Source organism: Symbiopectobacterium sp. Eva_TO (assembly GCF_053848865.1).
Map to the genome: position 1 here is coordinate 1 of NZ_JBSPEY010000005.1, position 18,459 is coordinate 18,459.

Sequence of the window (18,459 nt, forward strand, 5' to 3'; positions counted from 1 at the left end):
AGGCTGGCTGTAACACAAACACCCAACTAAAAGCAGCACTCTTGCTACGCTTCAGGCAATTTATTTTCAGGAACGGATGGTACCTGTGCCGAATCACGCGCTTTCGCTGCCGGATTATTCACGACCTGTTCCGCCATTGCCCTAAAGTGAGTATTCTGAGTGAATGGCAATAAATTTAGCCCTTACCTTCATTAATATCAATAACTTACTAGTAAACAACACGTTACAGGCCATGAGTATAAACGTCGCTGAGTTGTTAAACGGGAATTACATACTGCTGTTATTTGTGGTGCTCTCATTGGGGCTGTGCCTGGGTAAAATACGGCTAGGCAGCGTTCAACTGGTTAATTCCATTGGTGTTTTAGTGGTGTCGTTATTATTAGGGCAGCAACATTTGCCATAAATACCGATGCGCTGAATCTTGGTTTTATGCTGTTTATTTTTTGCGTCGGTATCGAAGCGGGCCCTAATTTTTTCTCCATTTTTTTTCGTGACGGTAAAAAACTATTTCGCCCTGGCCTTAGTGTTAGTCAGCTCAGCGCTGGTGCTGGCACTGCTGTCGGGCAAGCTCTTCGGTTGGGATATCGGCCTGACAGCAGGCATGCTGGCGGGTGCAATGACGTCAACGCCCGTGCTGGTCGGAGCCGGAGATGCGCTGCGCAATGCTAACAGTGTCGACCCGCAGCTCAGCGTCGAGTTGGATCACCTGAGCCTTGGCTATGCGCTTACCTATCTGATCGGGCTGGTCAGCCTGATTTTTGGCGCGCGCTATCTGCCAAAACTGCAACATCAGGATCTGCCGACCAGCGCGCAACAAATCGCGCGCGAACGCGGTCTCGATCCCGACAGCCAACGTAAAGTGTATCTCCCCATTATCCGTGCTTATCGCGTCGGACCGGAACTGGTCGCCTGGGCTGACGGAAAAAATCTGCGCGAGTTGGGCATTTACCGGCAAACCGGCTGCTCCATTGAGCGTCTGCGCCGTAACGGCATTCTCGCCACGCCTGATGGGGATGCCACCTTGCAACTGGGTGATGAAATTGCGCTGGTGGGCTACCCGGATGCCCATGCTCGCCTCAATTCCAATTTCCGTGACGGCAAGGAAGTGTTCGATCGCGACCTGCTCGATATGCGCATCGTCACCGAAGAGATAGTGGTCAAAAATAACAACGGCGTCGGCAAACGTCTCAGCCAGCTAAAACTGACCGACCACGGCTGCTTTTTAAACCGAATCGTACGCAACCAGATCGAAATGCCCATTGATGATGGTGTGGTGCTGAACAAAGGGGATGTACTACAGGTGAGCGGCGATGCCCGGCGGGTGAAAAGCATCGCCGATCGCATCGGTTTTATTTCCATCCACAGTCAGGTTACCGATCTGCTCGCGTTCTGCGCCTTCTTTATCATCGGCATCATGGTCGGGCTTATCACCTTCCAGTTCCGTAACTTCAATTTTGCAATTGGCAGTGCAGCCGGGTTGCTGTTTGCCGGGATCATGCTGGGCTTCCTACGCGCTAACCACCCGACCTTTGGCTATATCCCGCAGGGTGCGCTGAATATGGTAAAAGAGTTTGGTCTCATGGTGTTTATGGCGGGCGTTGGCCTGAGCGCTGGCAGCACCATCGGCACCAGTTTTGGCTCCGTGGGCGTACAAATGTTGTTTGCAGGACTGGCGATCAGCCTGATCCCAGTGGTGATCTGTTTCCTGTTTGGTGCCTATGTGCTACGCATGAATCAGGCGCTGCTGTTTGGCGCCATTATGGGTGCGCGTACCTGTGCGCCCGCCATGGATATCATCAGTGATACCGCACGCAGTAATATCCCGGCGCTCGGCTATGCGGGCACTTATGCCATCGCCAACGTGTTGCTGACATTAGCCGGTTCGCTGATTGTCATTATCTGGCCTGAACTGCCGTTTTAAGGGTCTTCCCCGATCATGGTGGGAAGGCTCAGAACGCCATATCCAGCTTCCCGTAGTGGAACATCACTCCCAGCTTAAAGCGCTCCGGTTTCGGTATCCCCTGGCTTTTATCCTCAGCAGCCTGATCTTGCTGTTCAGTGCCTCCGCATTTCCGTTTGAGACTCTGTGTCGCATGGCATTCAGGATCCCGTACAGCCTTTTTCCTATCGTTTTCGCCGCGTTTTTCATCATGGGAACGTCACTGTTGGCCGCCAGCGCCAGCCATCTCTGCCTGTAGTGGTCAACTAATATTGGCCACCGCATTAGACTGTATGTAGAACAGTCGCTCAGATTCGTTTGGAGTTAAGCCGCCGTTATACCAGTGAGGCCGGATAGCGCTGTAATACCCCGTGATGTAGCGGATAATCGCGTCCTGGGCTTCGCTGAAGCTGTTGTAACCCTTTGTCGGCACCCATTCTGTCTTCAGGCTGCGGAAGAACCGCTCCATTGGCGCATTATCCCAGCAGTTACCCCGCCGACTCATACTCTGCTTTATCCGGCAGCGCCACAGGGCTTGCCGGTATTGACGGCTGGTATAGTGGCTGCCCTGGTCGCTGTGGAACATGACTCCTGTTGGTTGTCCCCGGAGTTCCCAGGCCATCTGCAACGCTTTAACTGTCAGCGCCGAGTCCGGCGACGTCGACATGGCCCAGCCCACCGGTTTGCGGGCGAACAGATCTAGCACCACCGCAAGGTAAGCCCAGCATTTGCCCGTCCAGATGTAGGTCACATCGCCGCACCAGACCTGATCCGGCGCGGTAACCGCGAACTGGCGGTTGAGATAGTTCGGTATTTCAACGTGTTCATTGCCGCCGCGTTTGTATTTGTGAGCCGGTCGCTGGCAGCTGGCGATACCCAGCTCCTTCATCAGCTTGCCAGCCAGCCAGCGCCCCATTTTGACACCAGAGCTGCCGGTGACGATGGTCGCGATACTTCGAGCGCCGGCAGAGCCGCCGCTGGCGTTCCAGGCTTCCATGACGCGACTACACTTAACCACGCGCTCACCGTCGGGTTCATTAGCGGAAGCCTGCCAGTGCCTGTAGCTGCTGCGATGTACCTCAAAAGTTTGGCACAACACCGTGACCGGTATCGCGCCCTCAGCCTGTCGACTACCGTGAACCGTTGAGTGAGTCCGACATTAAGAGCGCCGTAGCCTTTTTTAGGATTTCGTTCTCCATTTCAAGGCATTGGACTTTTTTCTTCATCTCACGCAGCTCGAGCTGTTCAGGGGTAAGAGGAAGTCCCGTTGGCGTTTTTCCCTGTCGTTCAAGGCGAAGCTTATTGACCCAGCGACTAATGGCAGAATGGCTGACATTAACCGCCTCTGCGGCCTTAACGTATGTGTAGCCGTGGTCGACAACCAGCTTTGCGGCTTCGAGCTTAAATTCCGCCGTAAAATGTTTACCCATGAGGTCACCTGTCGTGTTGATGAGGTGAGCATATCACCTCCGATCAGGTGGCCAGTATCAGTGTGCCACTACAGTCCATTGCGATCGGAGATCACCGTTATGTAACGATGCCCTTTTCTAAAGGCGACCTCATCCACATTCATATGACGGGAGGATAATGGCTTTTTTATCCGGGCAAGACCTCGCTTAACGGCCCGGATCATAATGCCGTCAACCGCATTCCAGCTGAGCTTAAGTTGTTTCCTGACAGCATCAACGGTGCTGATTTTCAGCCATGAGAGCACGAACGATTCGAACAGCAGCGTATACCGGCTGCCAGGCCCTGCCCACGGAACAGGCAACGTCTGGCAGCCATGCTCCGGACACATAATGCGGGGAACCTCTGCTTCAACCAGCGTGGTGAACTGGCAGGTATCGAGGTGCCGCCATTTACGATGACGGTGATCGTGAACAGAACAGGATTTACCGCAGGTCGGACAGGCTAACCGGGTGTTTTCAGCGATTCCCAAAGTGACAGAAACAGAACCGGCATTTTCATCGAGAGAAAGGGACCTTACCTGCCACGGAAGACCCTGTACATGATTCTGTGTAAATGCCTTTCTCAGTAGTGACCGTCCAGGCGGTCACCGAACTCGATAATAAAACGGCTCATTGCCATACGCCAGTCCCGCAGTGGCATCGTCCATTTCTGTTAGGCCGACTGAATTGCCAGCCACACCACCTTTTTCACTGCGTCGTCAGTCGGGAACACCTTGCGTTTTTTAATCGCATGCCGGATCACACTGTTCAGCGACTCGATGGCGTTGGTTGTGTAGATGACTTTGCGGATATCTGCCGGGTAAGCGAAGAACGTTGCCAGATTGCTCCAGTTCGTCTGCCAGCTCCGGCTTATCTGTGGATAGCGGCTGTCCCATGCGCTGGCGAATGCTTCCAGCGCCTGCTGGCCTGCTTCTTCCGTAGCGGCCTGATAGATGGCTTTCAGGTCGCGTGTGACGGCTTTGTAGTCCTTCCAAGAGACGAACCTCAGGCTGTTGCGTACCATGTGCACGATGCACCGCTGGATGCGGGCTTCCGGAGACACCGCGTTGATGGCGTCCTGGAAGCCTTTCAGACCGTCGACACAGGCGATGAGGATATCGTTCAGGCCGCGGTTTTTTAGTTCTGTCAGCACATTGAGCCAGAACTTCGCGCCCTCGTTTTCGGCCAGCCACATACCCAGCAGTTCTTTCTGGCCCTCGATGTTGATACCCAGTGCCAGGAACACGGATTTATTGATGACGCGACTGTCCTGTAGGACCTTCAGGATGATACAGTCAAGGTAAACAATGGGATAGACTGCATCCAGTGGACGATTTTGCCATTCAGTAACCTGTTCCATCACGGCGTCGGTGACCTTCGAGACCAGCGCCGGTGAGACATCCGCGTCATACAGCTCGTTGAACGCAGACGCTATCTCGCGGGTGGTCATCCCTCTGGCGTACAGGGACAGGATTTGGTTATCCATCCCGGTGATCCGGGTCTGGTTTTTCTTCACCAGTTGTGGTTCGAAGGAGCCATCACGATCGCGCGGAGTACGCAGTTCCAGCGGGCCATCGCCGGTGGTCACGGTGTTTGTGGAATAGCCGTTGCGGGAGTTGGCCCCCGGTTTGGGCTGATTTTCTTCAGCAGGCGATCGAATTGGCTGAGATCGCCAGGGGTTTTGAGATTTTTGGCCAGTTCGTTAGCCAGAGCCTGCAACTGTTTTTCGTCCATAAATTAACCTGTTTTTGATGTTGGATTGAACATATCAAAATCAGGCAATTACACAAATTTATGTACAGGGTCTATTCTTTAAATAAAACCGAACTTTTTCGCATGCAGGGCGTCTGAATAAGTGCCGCTGCTTTTCTTTGAAATCCCCTTATTGAGGAGCCCGTCGTTCCCGCCTTTTCAGGTTCAAGAATGATGGGCCTTTTCTTACCCACCAGACTTCTCTTTGCGACCCGATTCTATTGGATGATACTATTTAAGCCGAACTCACAAGGGATAACCACACGATGGAAACTCGGCGCGCAGCACGGATCAACAAACTGACTCAGGCATTGAAGAATGGCGATCGGCTGCACTTGAAACAAGCGGCAGAATTGTTGGGCGTATCCGAAATGACCGTGCGTCGCGACCTGAACGCCACGCCAGCCAGCGTGATTCTCTTGGGCGGCTACGTGGTTAACGATCCGCAGAGCAGCGCCATGGGTCACTACTTCGTGTCCGATCAGCAGAACCAGCAGGTGCCGGAGAAACGTGTGGCGGGCCGCCTGGCGGCACAACTGGTCGAGGCGGGCGACACCGTTTTTTTTGACTGCGGCACCACCCTGCCCTTTGTTATCGATGCCATCGATGAAGATCTGCCGTTTACCGCTGTCAGCTACTCCCTGAACACCTTTCTGGCGCTGCAAGCCAAACCCACTGCCAAAGTCATTTTGTGCGGCGGGGAATTCCACCCCGATAATGCGATTTTCACGCCGCTGACCCGACAGAGTGAACTGGACCCGATCTGCACCAACAAAGCGTTCATCTCGGCGGCAGGGGTCGATCTCAAGCAGGGAGCAACCTGTTTTAATTTTGCAGAGCTGGATATAAAACACCGGGCGATGGCGCTATCTCAGCGCACTATTCTGGTGGCCGACAGCAGCAAGTTTGGCCGGATACAGCCTGCCGCTATCGGCGCATTGACGCAGTTCGATACGCTGGTGACCGACTGCGCCCCGCAGGGCACCTATCAGGATTTCGCGCTCGACAACGGCATCATGCTGATCTATCCCGGCAGTTAAAACCAGCCGCCAAACCATTTGGTCAGGGTTAGCCATATCGCATCCCACAGTCGCCCGAACAGACCGGCTTCAGGAACGTCATCCAGCACCACCAGCGGTCGTTGGGCAATAACTTTGCCATCCAACTGGAAATCTACGGTACCGACTGCCTGGTTTTTCGCCAACGGAGCCTGTAGATGTGTCGACGTCAGAGTAAAACTGGCTTTCAGGTTGCGCATTTGCCCTTTAGGCACCGTCAGTGCGACATCGTCAGCAACCCCTAACCGTGCTTCACTCTGCGCACCGTACCAGACACGCTGTGTGGTAAACGTGGTATTGGCCTGAACTGGCGTGACTGTTTCGAAGAAGCGGAAACCCCATGTCAGCAGCTTTTCGCTATCGCGAAAACGAATGGCATCCGTTGGTGCGCCCAGGACCACAGAAATTAACCGCATGTTACCTTCCGTCGCGGATGCCACCAGATTGTGTCCAGCACCACTGGTATGCCCGGTTTTGATGCCGTCAACATTCAGGTTGCTGCTCCACAACAAACGGTTGCGGTTGGGCTGCTTAATGTTATTGAAGGTGAATTCTTTTTCTTTATGCAGGGCATACTCTTCCGGCACATCGCGAATCAACACCTGCCCCAGCAGCGCCATATCACTCGCCGTGCTGTACTGGCCAGCAGCATCCAGTCCGTGCACGGTGAGGAAGTGGGTATTGGTGAGGTTGAGTGATTTGACATAGGTGTTCATCAGGCTGACAAACGCATCCTGACTGCCCGCCACATAGTCGGCCAACGCAATGCTGGCATCATTGCCCGATTGGATAACGATGCCTTTATTCAGTTCCAAAACCGGAATTTTATCGCCGAGTTTCAAAAACATCAGCGACGATCCCCGCAGCACCGGATTACCCGTTGCCCAAGCATCTTTACCGACGGTAACCAGATCGTCTGGTTTAATTTTTTCCGTTTTTATCGTCTGACCGATAACGTAGCTTGCCATCATTTTCGTCAGGCTGGCGGGATCTAGTCGCTCATCCGCTCGCTGTTCCGCAAGAACCACGCCGCTGTGGTAATCCATGAGAATAAAGGCTTTAGCTTCGATCTGCGGCGCGGCAGGTGCCTGTTCGGCGTATACGTGTGGGGTTAGTGCCAGCCACAGCAGCGTTGCGCTGCATAGCATCAAGCGGGAGCACGCGGCCTTGGAAAATCGCGCCTGGGGGAAATGGGCCGTGGTGTTCATGCGTCCTCCATGTCGTAAGTCGTGCAGTTAATCTGATCAGATTTCGATATTCTTTGCAACGAATGGCAATAAGCTGTAAACGTTACCGCCCGCCGCCCGACAATGAAACGACCTACTCTGTAAAGATACTCAAAGAAATGAAAACGTCTAGAAAATACGCTGATTTATAAATACGTTATGAGAGTTTTCTCATGGAAGGAAGGGATAACCGGCAAGCGGCATGGACCGCTCGCCGGTAACAGAACGTTAGCGACGATCGCGTTTATCCGCACGCTTGGCAAACCAGTCACCCAGCATCTGCACCACTTGCACCAGAATAACCAGCGCTACCACGGTCACCACCATCACCTGCGTTTCATAGCGGTAATAACCAAAGCGGATCGCTAAATCACCGACGCCACCACCGCCCACAATACCCGCCATCGCGGAGTAGCCAATCAAGCTGACCAGGGTGATGGTCAGACCGCGCAACAAACCCGCCTTGGCTTCCGGCAGCAGTACGGTCGCAATAATACGCATTGGGCTGGCGCCGAACGCTTCGGCCGCTTCGACAATGCCGGGGTCGACTTCGCGCAGGGCGCTGTCCACCAGACGTGCATAAAACGCCATCGCCGCTACCGACATCGGCACCGATGCCGCCACCGGACCGATGGTGTTACCCAGCAAAATCTGGGTAAGCGGCAACAGCAACACCAGCAGGATGACAAACGGGATAGAGCGGATAATGTTGACCAAAATCGTGCTGCATAAATACACCGCACGGTTTTGCCAAAACAGGTTTCTGTCGGTGACAAAGATCAACAGACCCAAAGGTAGGCCTCCGACAATGGCGCACAGCGTCGCGATGCTGACCATCTGAAAGGTTTCGCCAAACGCAACGGTCAGGTCAAGCCAAAAATCACCCATGTAACACCTCCACACGCGCCGTGCGGGTCTGAACATAATGGATAGCGGCAGCCAGTTGCTCGCTATCCGTCGGGTGGGTCAATAACACCACCAGAATACCGAACGCACGGTTGCCAATATATTCAATCTTGCCGTGCAAGATGTTGACCGAAACGCCATAGCGCACTGCCACATCAGATAACACCGGCTGCTCGGCGGAATCGCCGATAAACAGGATTTTCAGCAACGTGCCTTGCAGCTCTTCTTTCAGGCGAGCGGGCAATTCCAGATTCAGCGTGTGGGAGACCAACTGTTGCGTGAACGGATGTTGCGGTGCAGCAAACACATCGGACACCTCACCTTCTTCCACTACGCGGCCTTGCGTCATTACCGCCATGCGATCGCACACCGTCTTGATGACGCTCATTTCATGAGAAATCAGCACAATGGTGATCCCCAGGCGCTGATTAATCTCTTTGAGCAGCAACAGGATGGCGGCAGAGGTTTCCAGATCGAGGGCCGAGGTCGGCTCATCGCACAGCAGCACTTCGGGATGGTTGGCAATCGCGCGTGCGATGCCGACGCGCTGTTTCTGCCCACCACTCAAACGGGAAGGATAGACATCCGCCTTATCGGACAATCCGACAAGGCTCAGCATTTCAGGCACGCGCTGGGCAATTTCCTGTGGAGATTTGCCCGCTGCTTTCAAACTGAACGCGACGTTTTCCGCCACGGTACGCGTCTGCATCAGATTGAAATGCTGAAAAATCATGCCAATGCCCTGACGAGCCCGGCGCAGCTCACTGCCGCTTAAATCACTGATCGTGACGCCATTCACCGTGACACTGCCGCTTGTCGGGCGTTGCAACAGGTTAATTGTACGCAACAGGGTACTTTTCCCCGCACCGCTGGTGCCCACAATCCCAAAAATTTCGCCCTGCTGGATACGCAAGCTGACGTTATCTACCGCCGCCGTTGCGCCCACTTTCCCCTGCGAAAAATTCACGCTAATCGCGTTGAGTTCTATCATCACCGATTATCTGTTTTATCCCGGCCAAAAACATTATCCCGGCCAAAGGCCGGGATAATAACACGCTATCGGACTTATACTGACTTACTGTGCGGCACGCGCCTTCATCCATTCTGGCTTCTGGAATTCACTGAACACGCTGCCCGGTGCGTTGATCGCAGCAGCATACTCCTCGGATTCCACTGCGGCTTTGATATCTTTGGCGAACGGCTTATCAATATCGTCCCCGCGCACGGCAATCACGTTTTTCAGGTTTTAGTCCAACGTTTCCAGCTTGAGCGCGGTGGACAGTTTCAGCCCAGCAGCAAACGCAAAGTTACCGTTAACCAGCGATGCGGTGACGCTATCCAGCGTGCGCGGCAGTTGGGCTGCTTCCAGCGGTTTGAATACCAGACCGCGTGGGTTATCAACAATATCTTTTTCTGATGCTTTAGTGGCATCAAGTTCCGGCTTGATGGTGATCAACCCGAGCGATTGCAAAAAACGCAGTCCGCGAGCCAGATTGGTCGCATCGTTGGACAACGTAATCACATCGCCTTTTTTCAACTCGTCCAGCGAGTGGATTTTTTTGGAGTAGAACCCCATGCTCGCCGTCGGCACGATGATCAACGTCTCCAGTTTCAAGCCCTTGTCAGCCGCAAACTTTTCCAGATAGAGCGAATGCTGGAACAGGTTGGCATCAATGCTGCCGTTTGCCAACGCCAAATTGGGCTGCACGTAGTCACTAAACTCACGTACCACCACTTTGTAGCCCTTTTTCTCAAGCTGCGGTTTGATGGTCAGATTTACCATGTCGCCATAAGGACCGGGTGCCACACCAAAGGTCAACGTCTGCGGATCGGTGCTGGCGAATGCCGTGGAAGTGCCCGCCACAAACGGCAGTGCCGAAAGAAGCGCTGCGCCCAGCAAAGCGCGAAAACGATGGGTCAAAGTCATTGTGGTTTCCCTGTTTTATATTGTGTACTGCATTATGAAAAATCCGCTTTGGGATGATAAAGATTAAATTGGCATATCTTTATGTCGGCGACACGTTAGCACAGGCAAGCCGGGATCAAAACAGCATGCTATTCAGGATGATAATTCCCTTTTCTTATCCCCCGCGCCGTTGAAAACCCGGTATAGTGGTTGGTGCTGTTGCTGCCGGGGCGTCAACGCGCGTCCTCCCATTCGCCATCAGAGGGTTATCATGCTTACTTTATGGGGCCGAGAGAATTCGAGTAATGTCAAAATCTATGGTCACCCCCATTTTTGCAACACTGATTTTTGACTAATGGTGGGCTTGCTTCAATCTATCCGGCGTCTCTGTGGGCGAGATGCCCGCGCCTCGATGAGTTCCGCGCCTGGTGAACCTGAAAAAGCCCTCGGCTTCAGTGAGCCATTTTTGTCGTCAGGTTTTTCAGCAGGCCGATATGCCTTTCATGTCATCAATAATCAGTCTTCGCAAAACCAGATAGGTAACTGCTGTTTAATTACTTAATAATCAGTCTGTTGATTTAGTTCTACATAACATCAGGCCTGATATTCATTGTGATTAGTTGTGATTGACCAGGCTATTCGCGCCAGTTTGTTTGCCAGAGCACAGGCGACAATATTTGAATGTTTGTTATCAAGTTGCCCCCGAACCCATTCAGCAAGCCTGCCCTGCTGATATTCAAGTCGCATCATGAACGAGCGGGCACATTGAACCAGAAGTTTGCGTAAATTTTTATCACCTCGTTTGCTTATCCCCAGCAGAGCGGTTTGCCTCCTGTGCTGTATTGTCGCGGTACAAGCCCTGTGGAAGCCGCAAAATCCCTGCTACATGAAAATTGTTTTCCATCGCCGAACTGTGATGAAAGTAAGCTGGCAGTAATCGGACCGACGCCTGGAATTGTCATAATTCGCTGTGTGTAGTGGTCAACTAATATTGGCCACCGCATTAGACTGTATGTAGAACAGTCGCTCAGATTCGTTTGGAGTTAAGCCGCCGTTATACCAGTGAGGCCGGATAGCGCTGTAATACCCCGTGATGTAGCGGATAATCGCGTCCTGGGCTTCGCTGAAGCTGTTGTAACCCTTTGTCGGCACCCATTCTGTCTTCAGGCTGCGGAAGAACCGCTCCATTGGCGCATTATCCCAGCAGTTACCCCGCCGACTCATACTCTGCTTTATCCGGCAGCGCCACAGGGCTTGCCGGTATTGACGGCTGGTATAGTGGCTGCCCTGGTCGCTGTGGAACATGACTCCTGTTGGTTGTCCCCGGAGTTCCCAGGCCATCTGCAACGCTTTAACTGTCAGCGCCGAGTCCGGCGACGTCGACATGGCCCAGCCCACCGGTTTGCGGGCGAACAGATCTAGCACCACCGCAAGGTAAGCCCAGCATTTGCCCGTCCAGATGTAGGTCACATCGCCGCACCAGACCTGATCCGGCGCGGTAACCGCGAACTGGCGGTTGAGATAGTTCGGTATTTCAACGTGTTCATTGCCGCCGCGTTTGTATTTGTGAGCCGGTCGCTGGCAGCTGGCGATACCCAGCTCCTTCATCAGCTTGCCAGCCAGCCAGCGCCCCATTTTGACACCGGAGCTGCCGGTGACGATGGTCGCGATACTTCGAGCGCCGGCAGAGCCGCCGCTGGCGTTCCAGGCTTCCATGACGCGGCTACACTTAACCACGCGCTCACCGTCGGGTTCATTAGCGGAAGCCTGCCAGTGCCTGTAGCTGCTGCGATGTACCTCAAAAGTTTGGCACAACGCCGTGACCAGGTATCGCGCCCTCAGCCTGTCGACTACCGTGAACCGTTGAGTGAGTCCGACATTAAGAGCGCCGTAGCCTTTTTTAGGATTTCGTTCTCCATTTCAAGGTATTGGACTTTTTTCTTCATCTCACGCAGCTCGAGCTGTTCAGGGGTAAGAGGAAGTCCCGTTGGCGTTTTTCCCTGTCGTTCAAGGCGAAGCTTATTGACCCAGCGACTAATGGCAGAATGGCTGACATTAACCGCCTCTGCGGCCTTAACGTATGTGTAGCCGTGGTCGACAACCAGCTTTGCGGCTTCGAGCTTAAATTCCGCCGTAAAATGTTTACCCATGAGGTCACCTGTCGTGTTGATGAGGTGAGCATATCACCTCCGCTCAGGTGGCTAGTATCAGTGTGCCACTACAGTGCAGTATCATCAGCTTTGATTGACTGATTTAATTCTGATTCCAGCGCTGTTATTTGCTCGACAAGGTAAAGATAGTGGGCATGTAACTTCATCAGCAGACGGCTCAGGTATGCGGGGATTTCGTGCTCAGCCAGCACCAGAGACAGTCGCTTTATTACCGCCTCGCCGATTGGCAGGCTTATCCCAAACTCCAGCAGAAAACCGTGGATCTGGTTAGTGGTTTTTACTTTATCTCTGATAAGAGATTCCCTGACCCGATGCAGTGCTCGCATCGCCTGCTGAACTTCCGTTTTCGGCTGAACAAAACGCATTGACGGCCGGGATGCGGCTTCACATATCGCCTCTGCATCAACAAAATCATTTTTATTGCCCTTGACAAACGGGCGCACAAATTGCGGAGAGATAAGTTTTGCTTCATGGCCGCTATCATTGATACGCCGCGCCATAAAGTGTGCACCGGCACAAGCTTCCATAACAACAACCGAGGGCGGGCACGTCGCCAAAAACTGCATTAGCTTTGTGCGCGTAAACTTCTTACGCAGAAGCGCTTTACCTGACTTATCCTGGCAATGAATATGAAAAGAATGTTTACCGAGATCGATACCAATAAGAGTAACGTTTTCCATGATGGCCTCTCCTGAAAGAAAAACACCCTGCCAGCGTACCGCTCACAGAGTGGGGGTGACCATCTCATTAAGTCCGCTGGCTCGCCGCAGAATTGGGGTTGAGTTATCAGCACATTCCAGCTGGCGGTCAGTTTGGCCGTAATCGCGAGGCGGATTATCTGGCGATGAACCCAAACGGGCTAATCCCCTGCCTGCAAGACTACGATCTGGTGTTGTGGGAATCCAATACCATCGTTCGTTATCTGGCCGCCAAATACGGTCAGCAGAGCCTGTATCTGGCCGATCACGGTCAGCGTGCCAATGCAGAAAAGTGGATGGACTGGGCAATATCGTTGGCCGTGCCGTTTGGCACCGTATTTATTGGCCTAGTGCGCACTGCGCCTGAACAGCGTGATGTTGCCCTGATTGCCAAACAGAAAGCAGAGTGCGAACGCCTGCTGGCTATCGCTGACGATGCACTCTCCCGTCAACCCTGGCTGCCCGGGCCGCCATTCGGTATTGGCGATATTCCTCTGGGATGTATCGCGTATGGCTGGTTTAACATGGACATCGAGCGCCCGTCATTGCCACATCTGGAACGCTGGTATCAGCAGTTGACCGCACGCCCCGCTTTCCGCGACACGGTCATGTTGCCGCTAACCTGATGCGACTTATCCGGCGCCATTCTCTAACGAAGTGCGCCGGTTATTTCAGCCCGACACGCAGCAATTTGCCATTGCTGTCATCGGTGAGCAGGTACAGGTAGCCATCCGGTCCCACCCTGACTTCGCGAATTCGTTCATTGCGATCCGCCAGCAAGCGCTCCTCAAACAGGATTCGATCACCCTCCAGCGTTAGGCGTATAAGGTTGCGCTCGGCCAACGTGCCGATAGACACCGAATTTTTCCACTGCGGGAAGCGCTCGTCCTGATAAAATGCCATACCGCTTATCCCTGGCGACTTTTCCCACACGTGCGCAGGATCGGCCATGCCCGGCACACAGGCTCCCTTCGCTTCCGGAATTTTCAGCCCAGAGTAGTTGATACCGTGCGTCGCCAATGGCCAACCGTAGTTTTTCCCGGCGGCGGGAAAGTTGATTTCATCGCCACCACGCGGACCATGCTCGTGCTCCCACAGGGTTCCGGTAAGCGGGTTAAAGGCCAGCCCCTGCGGATTACGATGGCCGTACGACCATATTTCGGGTCGCGCCCCGGCCTTGTTCACAAAGGGATTATCGACAGGGACTTTGCCTTCAGCCGTCAGTCGTACGATCTTCCCTTGCAGCTTATCCAGCGCCTGCGCGGTGGGTCGTTGGTTATTTTCACCGAGCGAGATAAACAGCATGTCGTTTTTATCGAAAGCCAACTTACCGCCAAAGTGATTACCGCTGGAGAGTTTGGGCTGTTGGCGGAAGAATACGGTGAACTGCTCCAAATGGCGATAATCCTCAGATAAACGCCCATAGCCCACGGCTGTACCCGCGTTGCCATCATCGCCCACTTCGGCAAAGCTCAGGTAAATACGACGGCTTTGTGCAAAATCCGGGGCTAAAGCGACTTCCAGCAAGCCTCTCTGAGATTTGGCAAATACCGCCGGTACGCCTTCAATCGGTGCAGAAAGCCCCTTTCCCTCCTGCCAGTGCCGCAATTGCCCGGCACGTTCAGTGATCAACATGCCATTATTTCCCGGCAAGAAGGCCAGTGACCAGGGGTGGTCCAGTTTATCTTGCAACTCGGTCACCGTAGGCTGTGCCGCCAGCAACGGCGTGGCCACAGTAAGCGCAAACAACAACAAACCGCGAGCAAGGGCAGTAACGATGCGGGTCAATGGAAACAGCATGGTAGGGCTCCTTGGCAAGGCATTTCACTAACTGTAGGCAGCGCGACCACGGCACGCAAAAAAAGCAGCGACGTTTTACTTTTCTTGACGTTAGCTCGTCCAGAACACGTAAATCGCGCACCTGATAGCACATGTCGCCACGTTCTCGCATTACCCCCACACTTAGCTGTATAATGTTTGCCGTAATGCCATTAAAATCCCGCGCTATTGATGCAAAGTGAGTAACGTTGAATGTCCCACACAAAAACACCTGCCGCCGCGCCGAAAGTCGGTTTTGTCAGTCTCGGTTGCCCGAAAAACCTGGTCGATTCCGAGCGTATCATGACCGAATTACGCAATGAGGGCTATCAGGTTGTGCCAACCTACGATGACGCCGAAGTGGTTATCGTCAATACCTGCGGTTTCATCGACAGCGCGGTGCAAGAGTCGCTGGAAGCCATTGGCGAAGCACTGAACGAAAACGGCAAAGTGATCGTTACCGGTTGCCTCGGTGCCAAAGAGAACCAAATCCGTGAAGTGCACCCGAAAGTGTTGGAAATCTCTGGGCCGCACAGCTATGAGCAGGTGATCTCGCATGTGCATCACTATGTTCCCAAACCGGCGCACGATCCCTTTACCAGTCTGGTCCCGGCGCAGGGCGTCAAGCTGACCCCCAAGCATTATGCCTATCTGAAAATTTCTGAAGGCTGCAACCATCGCTGCACCTTCTGCATCATTCCGTCGATGCGCGGAGATTTGGATAGCCGCCCCATTGGCAGCGTGCTGGATGAAGCCAAACGCCTGGTTGAAGCAACCTCGTTATACACAAGTCCGCAACGCCTTATATGCCAAGGGTTAGCGGGCTGAAATAGGCAGCCGGTGGGGTTGTAAATGAAGTGAAACCGACGTGTACTATCGCCATTTACGGCGCTGAAAAATGACACGGGATTCAGATGGCTGGGTACACCAAGAACTGGAAGGGGTAAATCTTGGTGACACGAGGCTAAATAAGCGTGCCAAAGGGCTTTTGATACGGCTGGCTGAGAATCCGCAAGCCAGCATTCCGCATGCGTGCCTCGGATGGTCTGAGACGCTGGGTGCTTACCGCTTCATGGAGAACCAAGCATTCGAATGGCGAGACATTCTGCAACCTCACTGGCAGCGTACGCAGGAAAGGATCCGAGAACACGAGGTTGTGCTGTGTATCCAAGACACTACCGAGCTTGACTTCAACGGGCAGCAAATCCAAGGCTTGGGTCCCTTGAACTACGAAGCCAGGCGTGGTCTGTACCTGCATCCGACCTACGCGGTCAGTCCGGATCGCGTGGGGTTGGGCGTACTGGATGCGTGGATGTGGGCAAGAGAGCCGAAGGATGCAGACGGAAAACGCGATGGGATCAAGGAGAGTACGCGCTGGCTCGAGGGATACGAGCGAGTTGCTGAACTCGCCTCGGAGTTGCCAAACACACGTCTGGTGTACTTAGCCGATCGCGAAGCGGATATCAAGGCGTTGATGCAGCTCGCTGATGACCTTGGCACTCCGGCTGACTGGTTGATCCGCTCGACTCATAATCGCAGTCTGGACTGTAATGAGAAGCTTTGGCAGAAGGTTGGAAAGACCGTGCCGGTGGGAGAAATCCAATTCGTTATGGCGGCTCGCGCGGGGCAGAAGGCGCGTACGGTGAAACAGGCGCTGCGCGTGAAGCGAGTGTCGCTGCGTTGCGGGTTGGCAGTGACTTGTGTGATAGCCAAGGAAATTGAGCCGCCAGCAGGCGTGAAGCCGGTCGAGTGGCGGTTGCTGAGCAATCGCGTACCTGAAGGACGAGAAGATATCGTGGAGCTGATCGACTGGTATCGGGCTAGATGGGAAATCGAGATGTTCTTCAATATGCTGAAGAACGGCTGCTGTGTCGAAGCGTTACAGTTATCGACCGTGGATCGCATTGAGCGGGCATTGGCGCTGTTCATGATCGTGGCATGGCGCATCGCCTATTTAATGCGTATGGGACGAACCTGTCCAGAGCTAGACGCAATGTTGTTCTTTGATTCCGACGAGACTCATGGAGCTTACCTACTGATGAACAAGCGTATGCCCAAGGGCCGCCCTAAGCTAAACGAAGTATTGCGCTTAGTTGCGCAACTCGGAGGCTTTCTTGCTCGAAAAGGCGACGGTGAACCAGGCGCAAAAACTATCTGGAAAGGCTTGCAGAAAGTAATGACGGCCGCCGAAACGCTACGCGCGCTCAGGCACGAACAGAGATGTGTATAACGAGGTGGGTTGAAGCGGGTGTGAAAGAGCTGCTGGTGATTTCTCAGGATACCTCGGCCTACGGTGCCGATGTGAAACAGCGCACTGGCTTCTGGAACGGACAACCGGTAAAAACCAGCATGGTCAGCTTATGTGTATTAGCTCAGACCTGATCTGACAGTTACCGGTTATTTATACAGGTGTCTGTCAGATTAAATCTGGTTCAGATTTTTTTCTGCCCAGACTCGTTTACCATCAAGTAACGTGGCCATTGGCGTACGCCCGCAGCACATTTTACCCTGATGAGTTCGCTCATTATTGTAATGCCACAACCAGTTGTCCAGATCCTTTTGTAGACTTTCTAGGTCCTCGTATAACGTCTTACGGAACGCAACCTGATAAAAATCCTGCAAAATAGTTTTATGGAAGCGCTCGCAGATACCGTTTGTCTGCGGAGACATCGTTTTCGTATGGTCTATATCGTTGATAGCCAAGTACAGCTGATAGTCATGTTGTTCCACTTTACCGCAGTACTCCGTCCCCCTGTCCGTCAGTATTCTTAGCATTGGCAGCCCCTGAGCTTCGTAGAACGGCAGCACGCGATCATTGAGCAGGTCGGCGGCAGAGATCGGTGCTTTACTCGTGTAAAGCTTGCAGTGCGCCACTTTCGAGTACGTATCCACGAACGTCTGCTGGTAGATACGGCCAACACCTTTCAGATTACCCACGTAGAAGGTGTCCTGCGACCCCAGATAACCCGGGTGAGCAGTCTCTATTTCACCACAGGCTTCGTCGTCGTGCGCCTTCTTCTCCAGTGCAGCGATTTGAGCATCAGTAAGTACGATGCCTTCTCTGGCAACTTTTTCCTCAAGTGCCTTCAGGCGCTTACGAAAGTTTTCCAGATCGTGTCGTTGCCAGATGGAGCGCACACCGCTGCCAGAAATGAAGACGCCTTTTTTACGCAGCTCATTACTGGTCCGGTGCTGGCCATGAGCCGGGAACTCAATGGCGTAATCAACAACCGCACGTTCAGTGGCTTCATCAGCACGGTTTTTCAGGTTGGGAACCCTGCGGTTTTGGTTAACCAGAGCGTCAATGCCGCCTTCTGCCGCCAGTTCCTGATAGCGATAAAACGTGTCGCGTGACACCCCCATGATTTTACAGGCTTTTGATACGTTACCGAGTTCTTCGGCGAGATTGAGCAGGCCGGCTTTGTGTTTGATGATGGGATTGTTAGTATGAAGCATGAGAGTTACCTCGTGTTTTGTATAAGGATTCGACACCCATATCAAAACCGGTAACTCTCAACCTTTCAAGGTCCAGTGTCA

Annotated in this window: 10 protein-coding genes and 10 pseudogenes; 7 read left to right on the forward strand and 13 right to left on the reverse strand. The window is 53.3% G+C overall.

Annotated elements, in window-relative coordinates:
• Positions 1 to 232 precede the first annotated feature (232 nt).
• Both ACWWJF_RS25385 and ACWWJF_RS25390 read left to right on the forward strand, forming a co-directional pair.
• Positions 233 to 403, forward strand: coding sequence for a hypothetical protein (locus tag ACWWJF_RS25385; protein WP_455871286.1), 171 nt, complete (start codon positions 233 to 235; stop codon positions 401 to 403).
• A gap of 66 nt (positions 404 to 469) precedes the next feature.
• Positions 470 to 1,921 carry an aspartate:alanine antiporter gene (locus ACWWJF_RS25390; protein WP_455871469.1) on the forward strand — a complete coding sequence of 484 codons (1,452 nt, stop codon included), beginning with the start codon at positions 470 to 472 and terminating at the stop codon, positions 1,919 to 1,921.
• 28 nt (positions 1,922 to 1,949) lie between these two features.
• Here ACWWJF_RS25390 and ACWWJF_RS25395 read toward each other — a convergent pair.
• The 4 pseudogenes from ACWWJF_RS25395 to ACWWJF_RS25410 all read right to left on the reverse strand — a co-directional run.
• Positions 1,950 to 2,176 (reverse strand): annotated as a pseudogene (locus tag ACWWJF_RS25395) (transposase); the annotation flags it as partial.
• A gap of 25 nt (positions 2,177 to 2,201) precedes the next feature.
• Positions 2,202 to 3,369, reverse strand: a pseudogene (locus ACWWJF_RS25400) (IS3 family transposase).
• 74 nt (positions 3,370 to 3,443) lie between these two features.
• Positions 3,444 to 3,974 (reverse strand): annotated as a pseudogene (locus ACWWJF_RS25405) (helix-turn-helix domain-containing protein); the annotation flags it as partial.
• Positions 3,971 to 5,121 (reverse strand): annotated as a pseudogene (locus ACWWJF_RS25410) (IS256 family transposase). The pseudogenes ACWWJF_RS25410 and ACWWJF_RS25405, both read right to left, overlap by 4 nt.
• Positions 5,122 to 5,405: 284 nt before the next feature.
• On the opposite strand from ACWWJF_RS25410, the gene deoR reads away from it, so the two are divergent.
• Positions 5,406 to 6,179, forward strand: a complete 774-nt coding sequence (gene deoR, locus ACWWJF_RS25415) for a DNA-binding transcriptional repressor DeoR (protein WP_455868304.1) — start codon at positions 5,406 to 5,408, stop codon at positions 6,177 to 6,179.
• On the opposite strand, the gene ACWWJF_RS25420 is transcribed toward deoR, so the two are convergent.
• From ACWWJF_RS25420 to ACWWJF_RS25450, 7 genes and pseudogenes are all read right to left on the reverse strand, one after another.
• The gene (locus tag ACWWJF_RS25420) at positions 6,176 to 7,345 is read right to left on the reverse strand and encodes a serine hydrolase (RefSeq protein ID WP_455868371.1); all 1,170 of its coding nucleotides are present in this window, start codon (positions 7,343 to 7,345) and stop codon (positions 6,176 to 6,178) included. The two genes, deoR and ACWWJF_RS25420, sit on opposite strands and share 4 nt — an antisense overlap.
• 306 nt (positions 7,346 to 7,651) lie before the next feature.
• Positions 7,652 to 8,311, reverse strand: a complete 660-nt coding sequence (locus ACWWJF_RS25425) for a methionine ABC transporter permease (RefSeq protein WP_455868303.1) — start codon at positions 8,309 to 8,311, stop codon at positions 7,652 to 7,654.
• Positions 8,304 to 9,320, reverse strand: a complete 1,017-nt coding sequence (locus ACWWJF_RS25430) for a methionine ABC transporter ATP-binding protein (RefSeq protein WP_455868302.1) — start codon at positions 9,318 to 9,320, stop codon at positions 8,304 to 8,306. The genes ACWWJF_RS25425 and ACWWJF_RS25430 overlap by 8 nt, the downstream gene beginning before the upstream one ends.
• Before the next feature lie 84 nt (positions 9,321 to 9,404).
• A pseudogene (locus ACWWJF_RS25435) lies at positions 9,405 to 10,256 on the reverse strand (MetQ/NlpA family ABC transporter substrate-binding protein).
• A 573-nt stretch (positions 10,257 to 10,829) separates the two neighbouring features.
• Positions 10,830 to 11,218 (reverse strand): annotated as a pseudogene (locus ACWWJF_RS25440) (transposase); the annotation flags it as partial.
• Positions 11,217 to 12,385 (reverse strand): IS3 family transposase gene (locus ACWWJF_RS25445; RefSeq protein ID WP_455868301.1). Its coding sequence is split into 2 segments (ribosomal slippage): positions 11,217 to 12,130 and positions 12,130 to 12,385, totalling 1,170 coding nucleotides; the frame shifts between segments, so codons are not numbered across the junction. The gene ACWWJF_RS25445 and the pseudogene ACWWJF_RS25440, both read right to left, overlap by 2 nt.
• Positions 12,386 to 12,462: 77 nt before the next feature.
• Positions 12,463 to 13,086 (reverse strand): annotated as a pseudogene (locus ACWWJF_RS25450) (IS110 family RNA-guided transposase); the annotation flags it as partial.
• 71 nt (positions 13,087 to 13,157) lie between these two features.
• On the opposite strand from ACWWJF_RS25450, the pseudogene ACWWJF_RS25455 reads away from it, so the two are divergent.
• Positions 13,158 to 13,730: pseudogene (locus ACWWJF_RS25455) on the forward strand (glutathione S-transferase N-terminal domain-containing protein); the annotation flags it as partial.
• A 40-nt stretch (positions 13,731 to 13,770) separates the two neighbouring features.
• Here ACWWJF_RS25455 and ACWWJF_RS25460 read toward each other — a convergent pair.
• Entirely contained in the window at positions 13,771 to 14,904 is a 1,134-nt protein-coding gene (locus ACWWJF_RS25460) for a PQQ-dependent sugar dehydrogenase (protein WP_455868300.1), read from the reverse strand.
• A 231-nt stretch (positions 14,905 to 15,135) separates the two neighbouring features.
• On the opposite strand from ACWWJF_RS25460, the pseudogene rimO (ACWWJF_RS25465) reads away from it, so the two are divergent.
• The 3 genes and pseudogenes from rimO (ACWWJF_RS25465) to rimO (ACWWJF_RS25475) form a co-directional block, all read left to right on the forward strand.
• A pseudogene (rimO, locus tag ACWWJF_RS25465) lies at positions 15,136 to 15,696 on the forward strand (30S ribosomal protein S12 methylthiotransferase RimO); the annotation flags it as partial.
• Positions 15,697 to 15,820: 124 nt separating this feature from the next.
• Entirely contained in the window at positions 15,821 to 17,152 is a 1,332-nt protein-coding gene (locus ACWWJF_RS25470) for an IS4 family transposase (RefSeq protein ID WP_455868299.1), read from the forward strand.
• A 2-nt stretch (positions 17,153 to 17,154) separates the two neighbouring features.
• Positions 17,155 to 17,286 (forward strand): annotated as a pseudogene (gene rimO, locus ACWWJF_RS25475) (30S ribosomal protein S12 methylthiotransferase RimO); the annotation flags it as partial.
• Between the two features lie 57 nt (positions 17,287 to 17,343).
• Here the strand turns inward: rimO (ACWWJF_RS25475) and ACWWJF_RS25480 are convergent.
• Complete coding sequence (locus tag ACWWJF_RS25480; RefSeq protein ID WP_455868298.1) at positions 17,344 to 18,378, reverse strand: IS481 family transposase; 1,035 nt, start codon at positions 18,376 to 18,378, stop codon at positions 17,344 to 17,346.
• Positions 18,379 to 18,459: the final 81 nt, after the last annotated feature.

Bases quoted from the DNA above. Each gene is read 5' to 3' on its own strand.
- ACWWJF_RS25385 (WP_455871286.1), top strand. From the start codon at position 233: ATGAGTATAAACGTCGCTGAGTTGTTAAACGGGAATTACATACTGCTG.
- deoR (WP_455868304.1), top strand. From the start codon at position 5,406: ATGGAAACTCGGCGCGCAGCACGGATCAACAAACTGACTCAGGCATTG.
- ACWWJF_RS25420 (WP_455868371.1), bottom strand. From the start codon at position 7,345: ATGCTATGCAGCGCAACGCTGCTGTGGCTGGCACTAACCCCACACGTA.
- ACWWJF_RS25425 (WP_455868303.1), bottom strand. From the start codon at position 8,311: ATGGGTGATTTTTGGCTTGACCTGACCGTTGCGTTTGGCGAAACCTTT.
- ACWWJF_RS25430 (WP_455868302.1), bottom strand. From the start codon at position 9,320: ATGATAGAACTCAACGCGATTAGCGTGAATTTTTCGCAGGGGAAAGTG.
- ACWWJF_RS25460 (WP_455868300.1), bottom strand. From the start codon at position 14,904: ATGCTGTTTCCATTGACCCGCATCGTTACTGCCCTTGCTCGCGGTTTG.
- ACWWJF_RS25470 (WP_455868299.1), top strand. From the start codon at position 15,821: ATGACACGGGATTCAGATGGCTGGGTACACCAAGAACTGGAAGGGGTA.
- ACWWJF_RS25480 (WP_455868298.1), bottom strand. From the start codon at position 18,378: ATGCTTCATACTAACAATCCCATCATCAAACACAAAGCCGGCCTGCTC.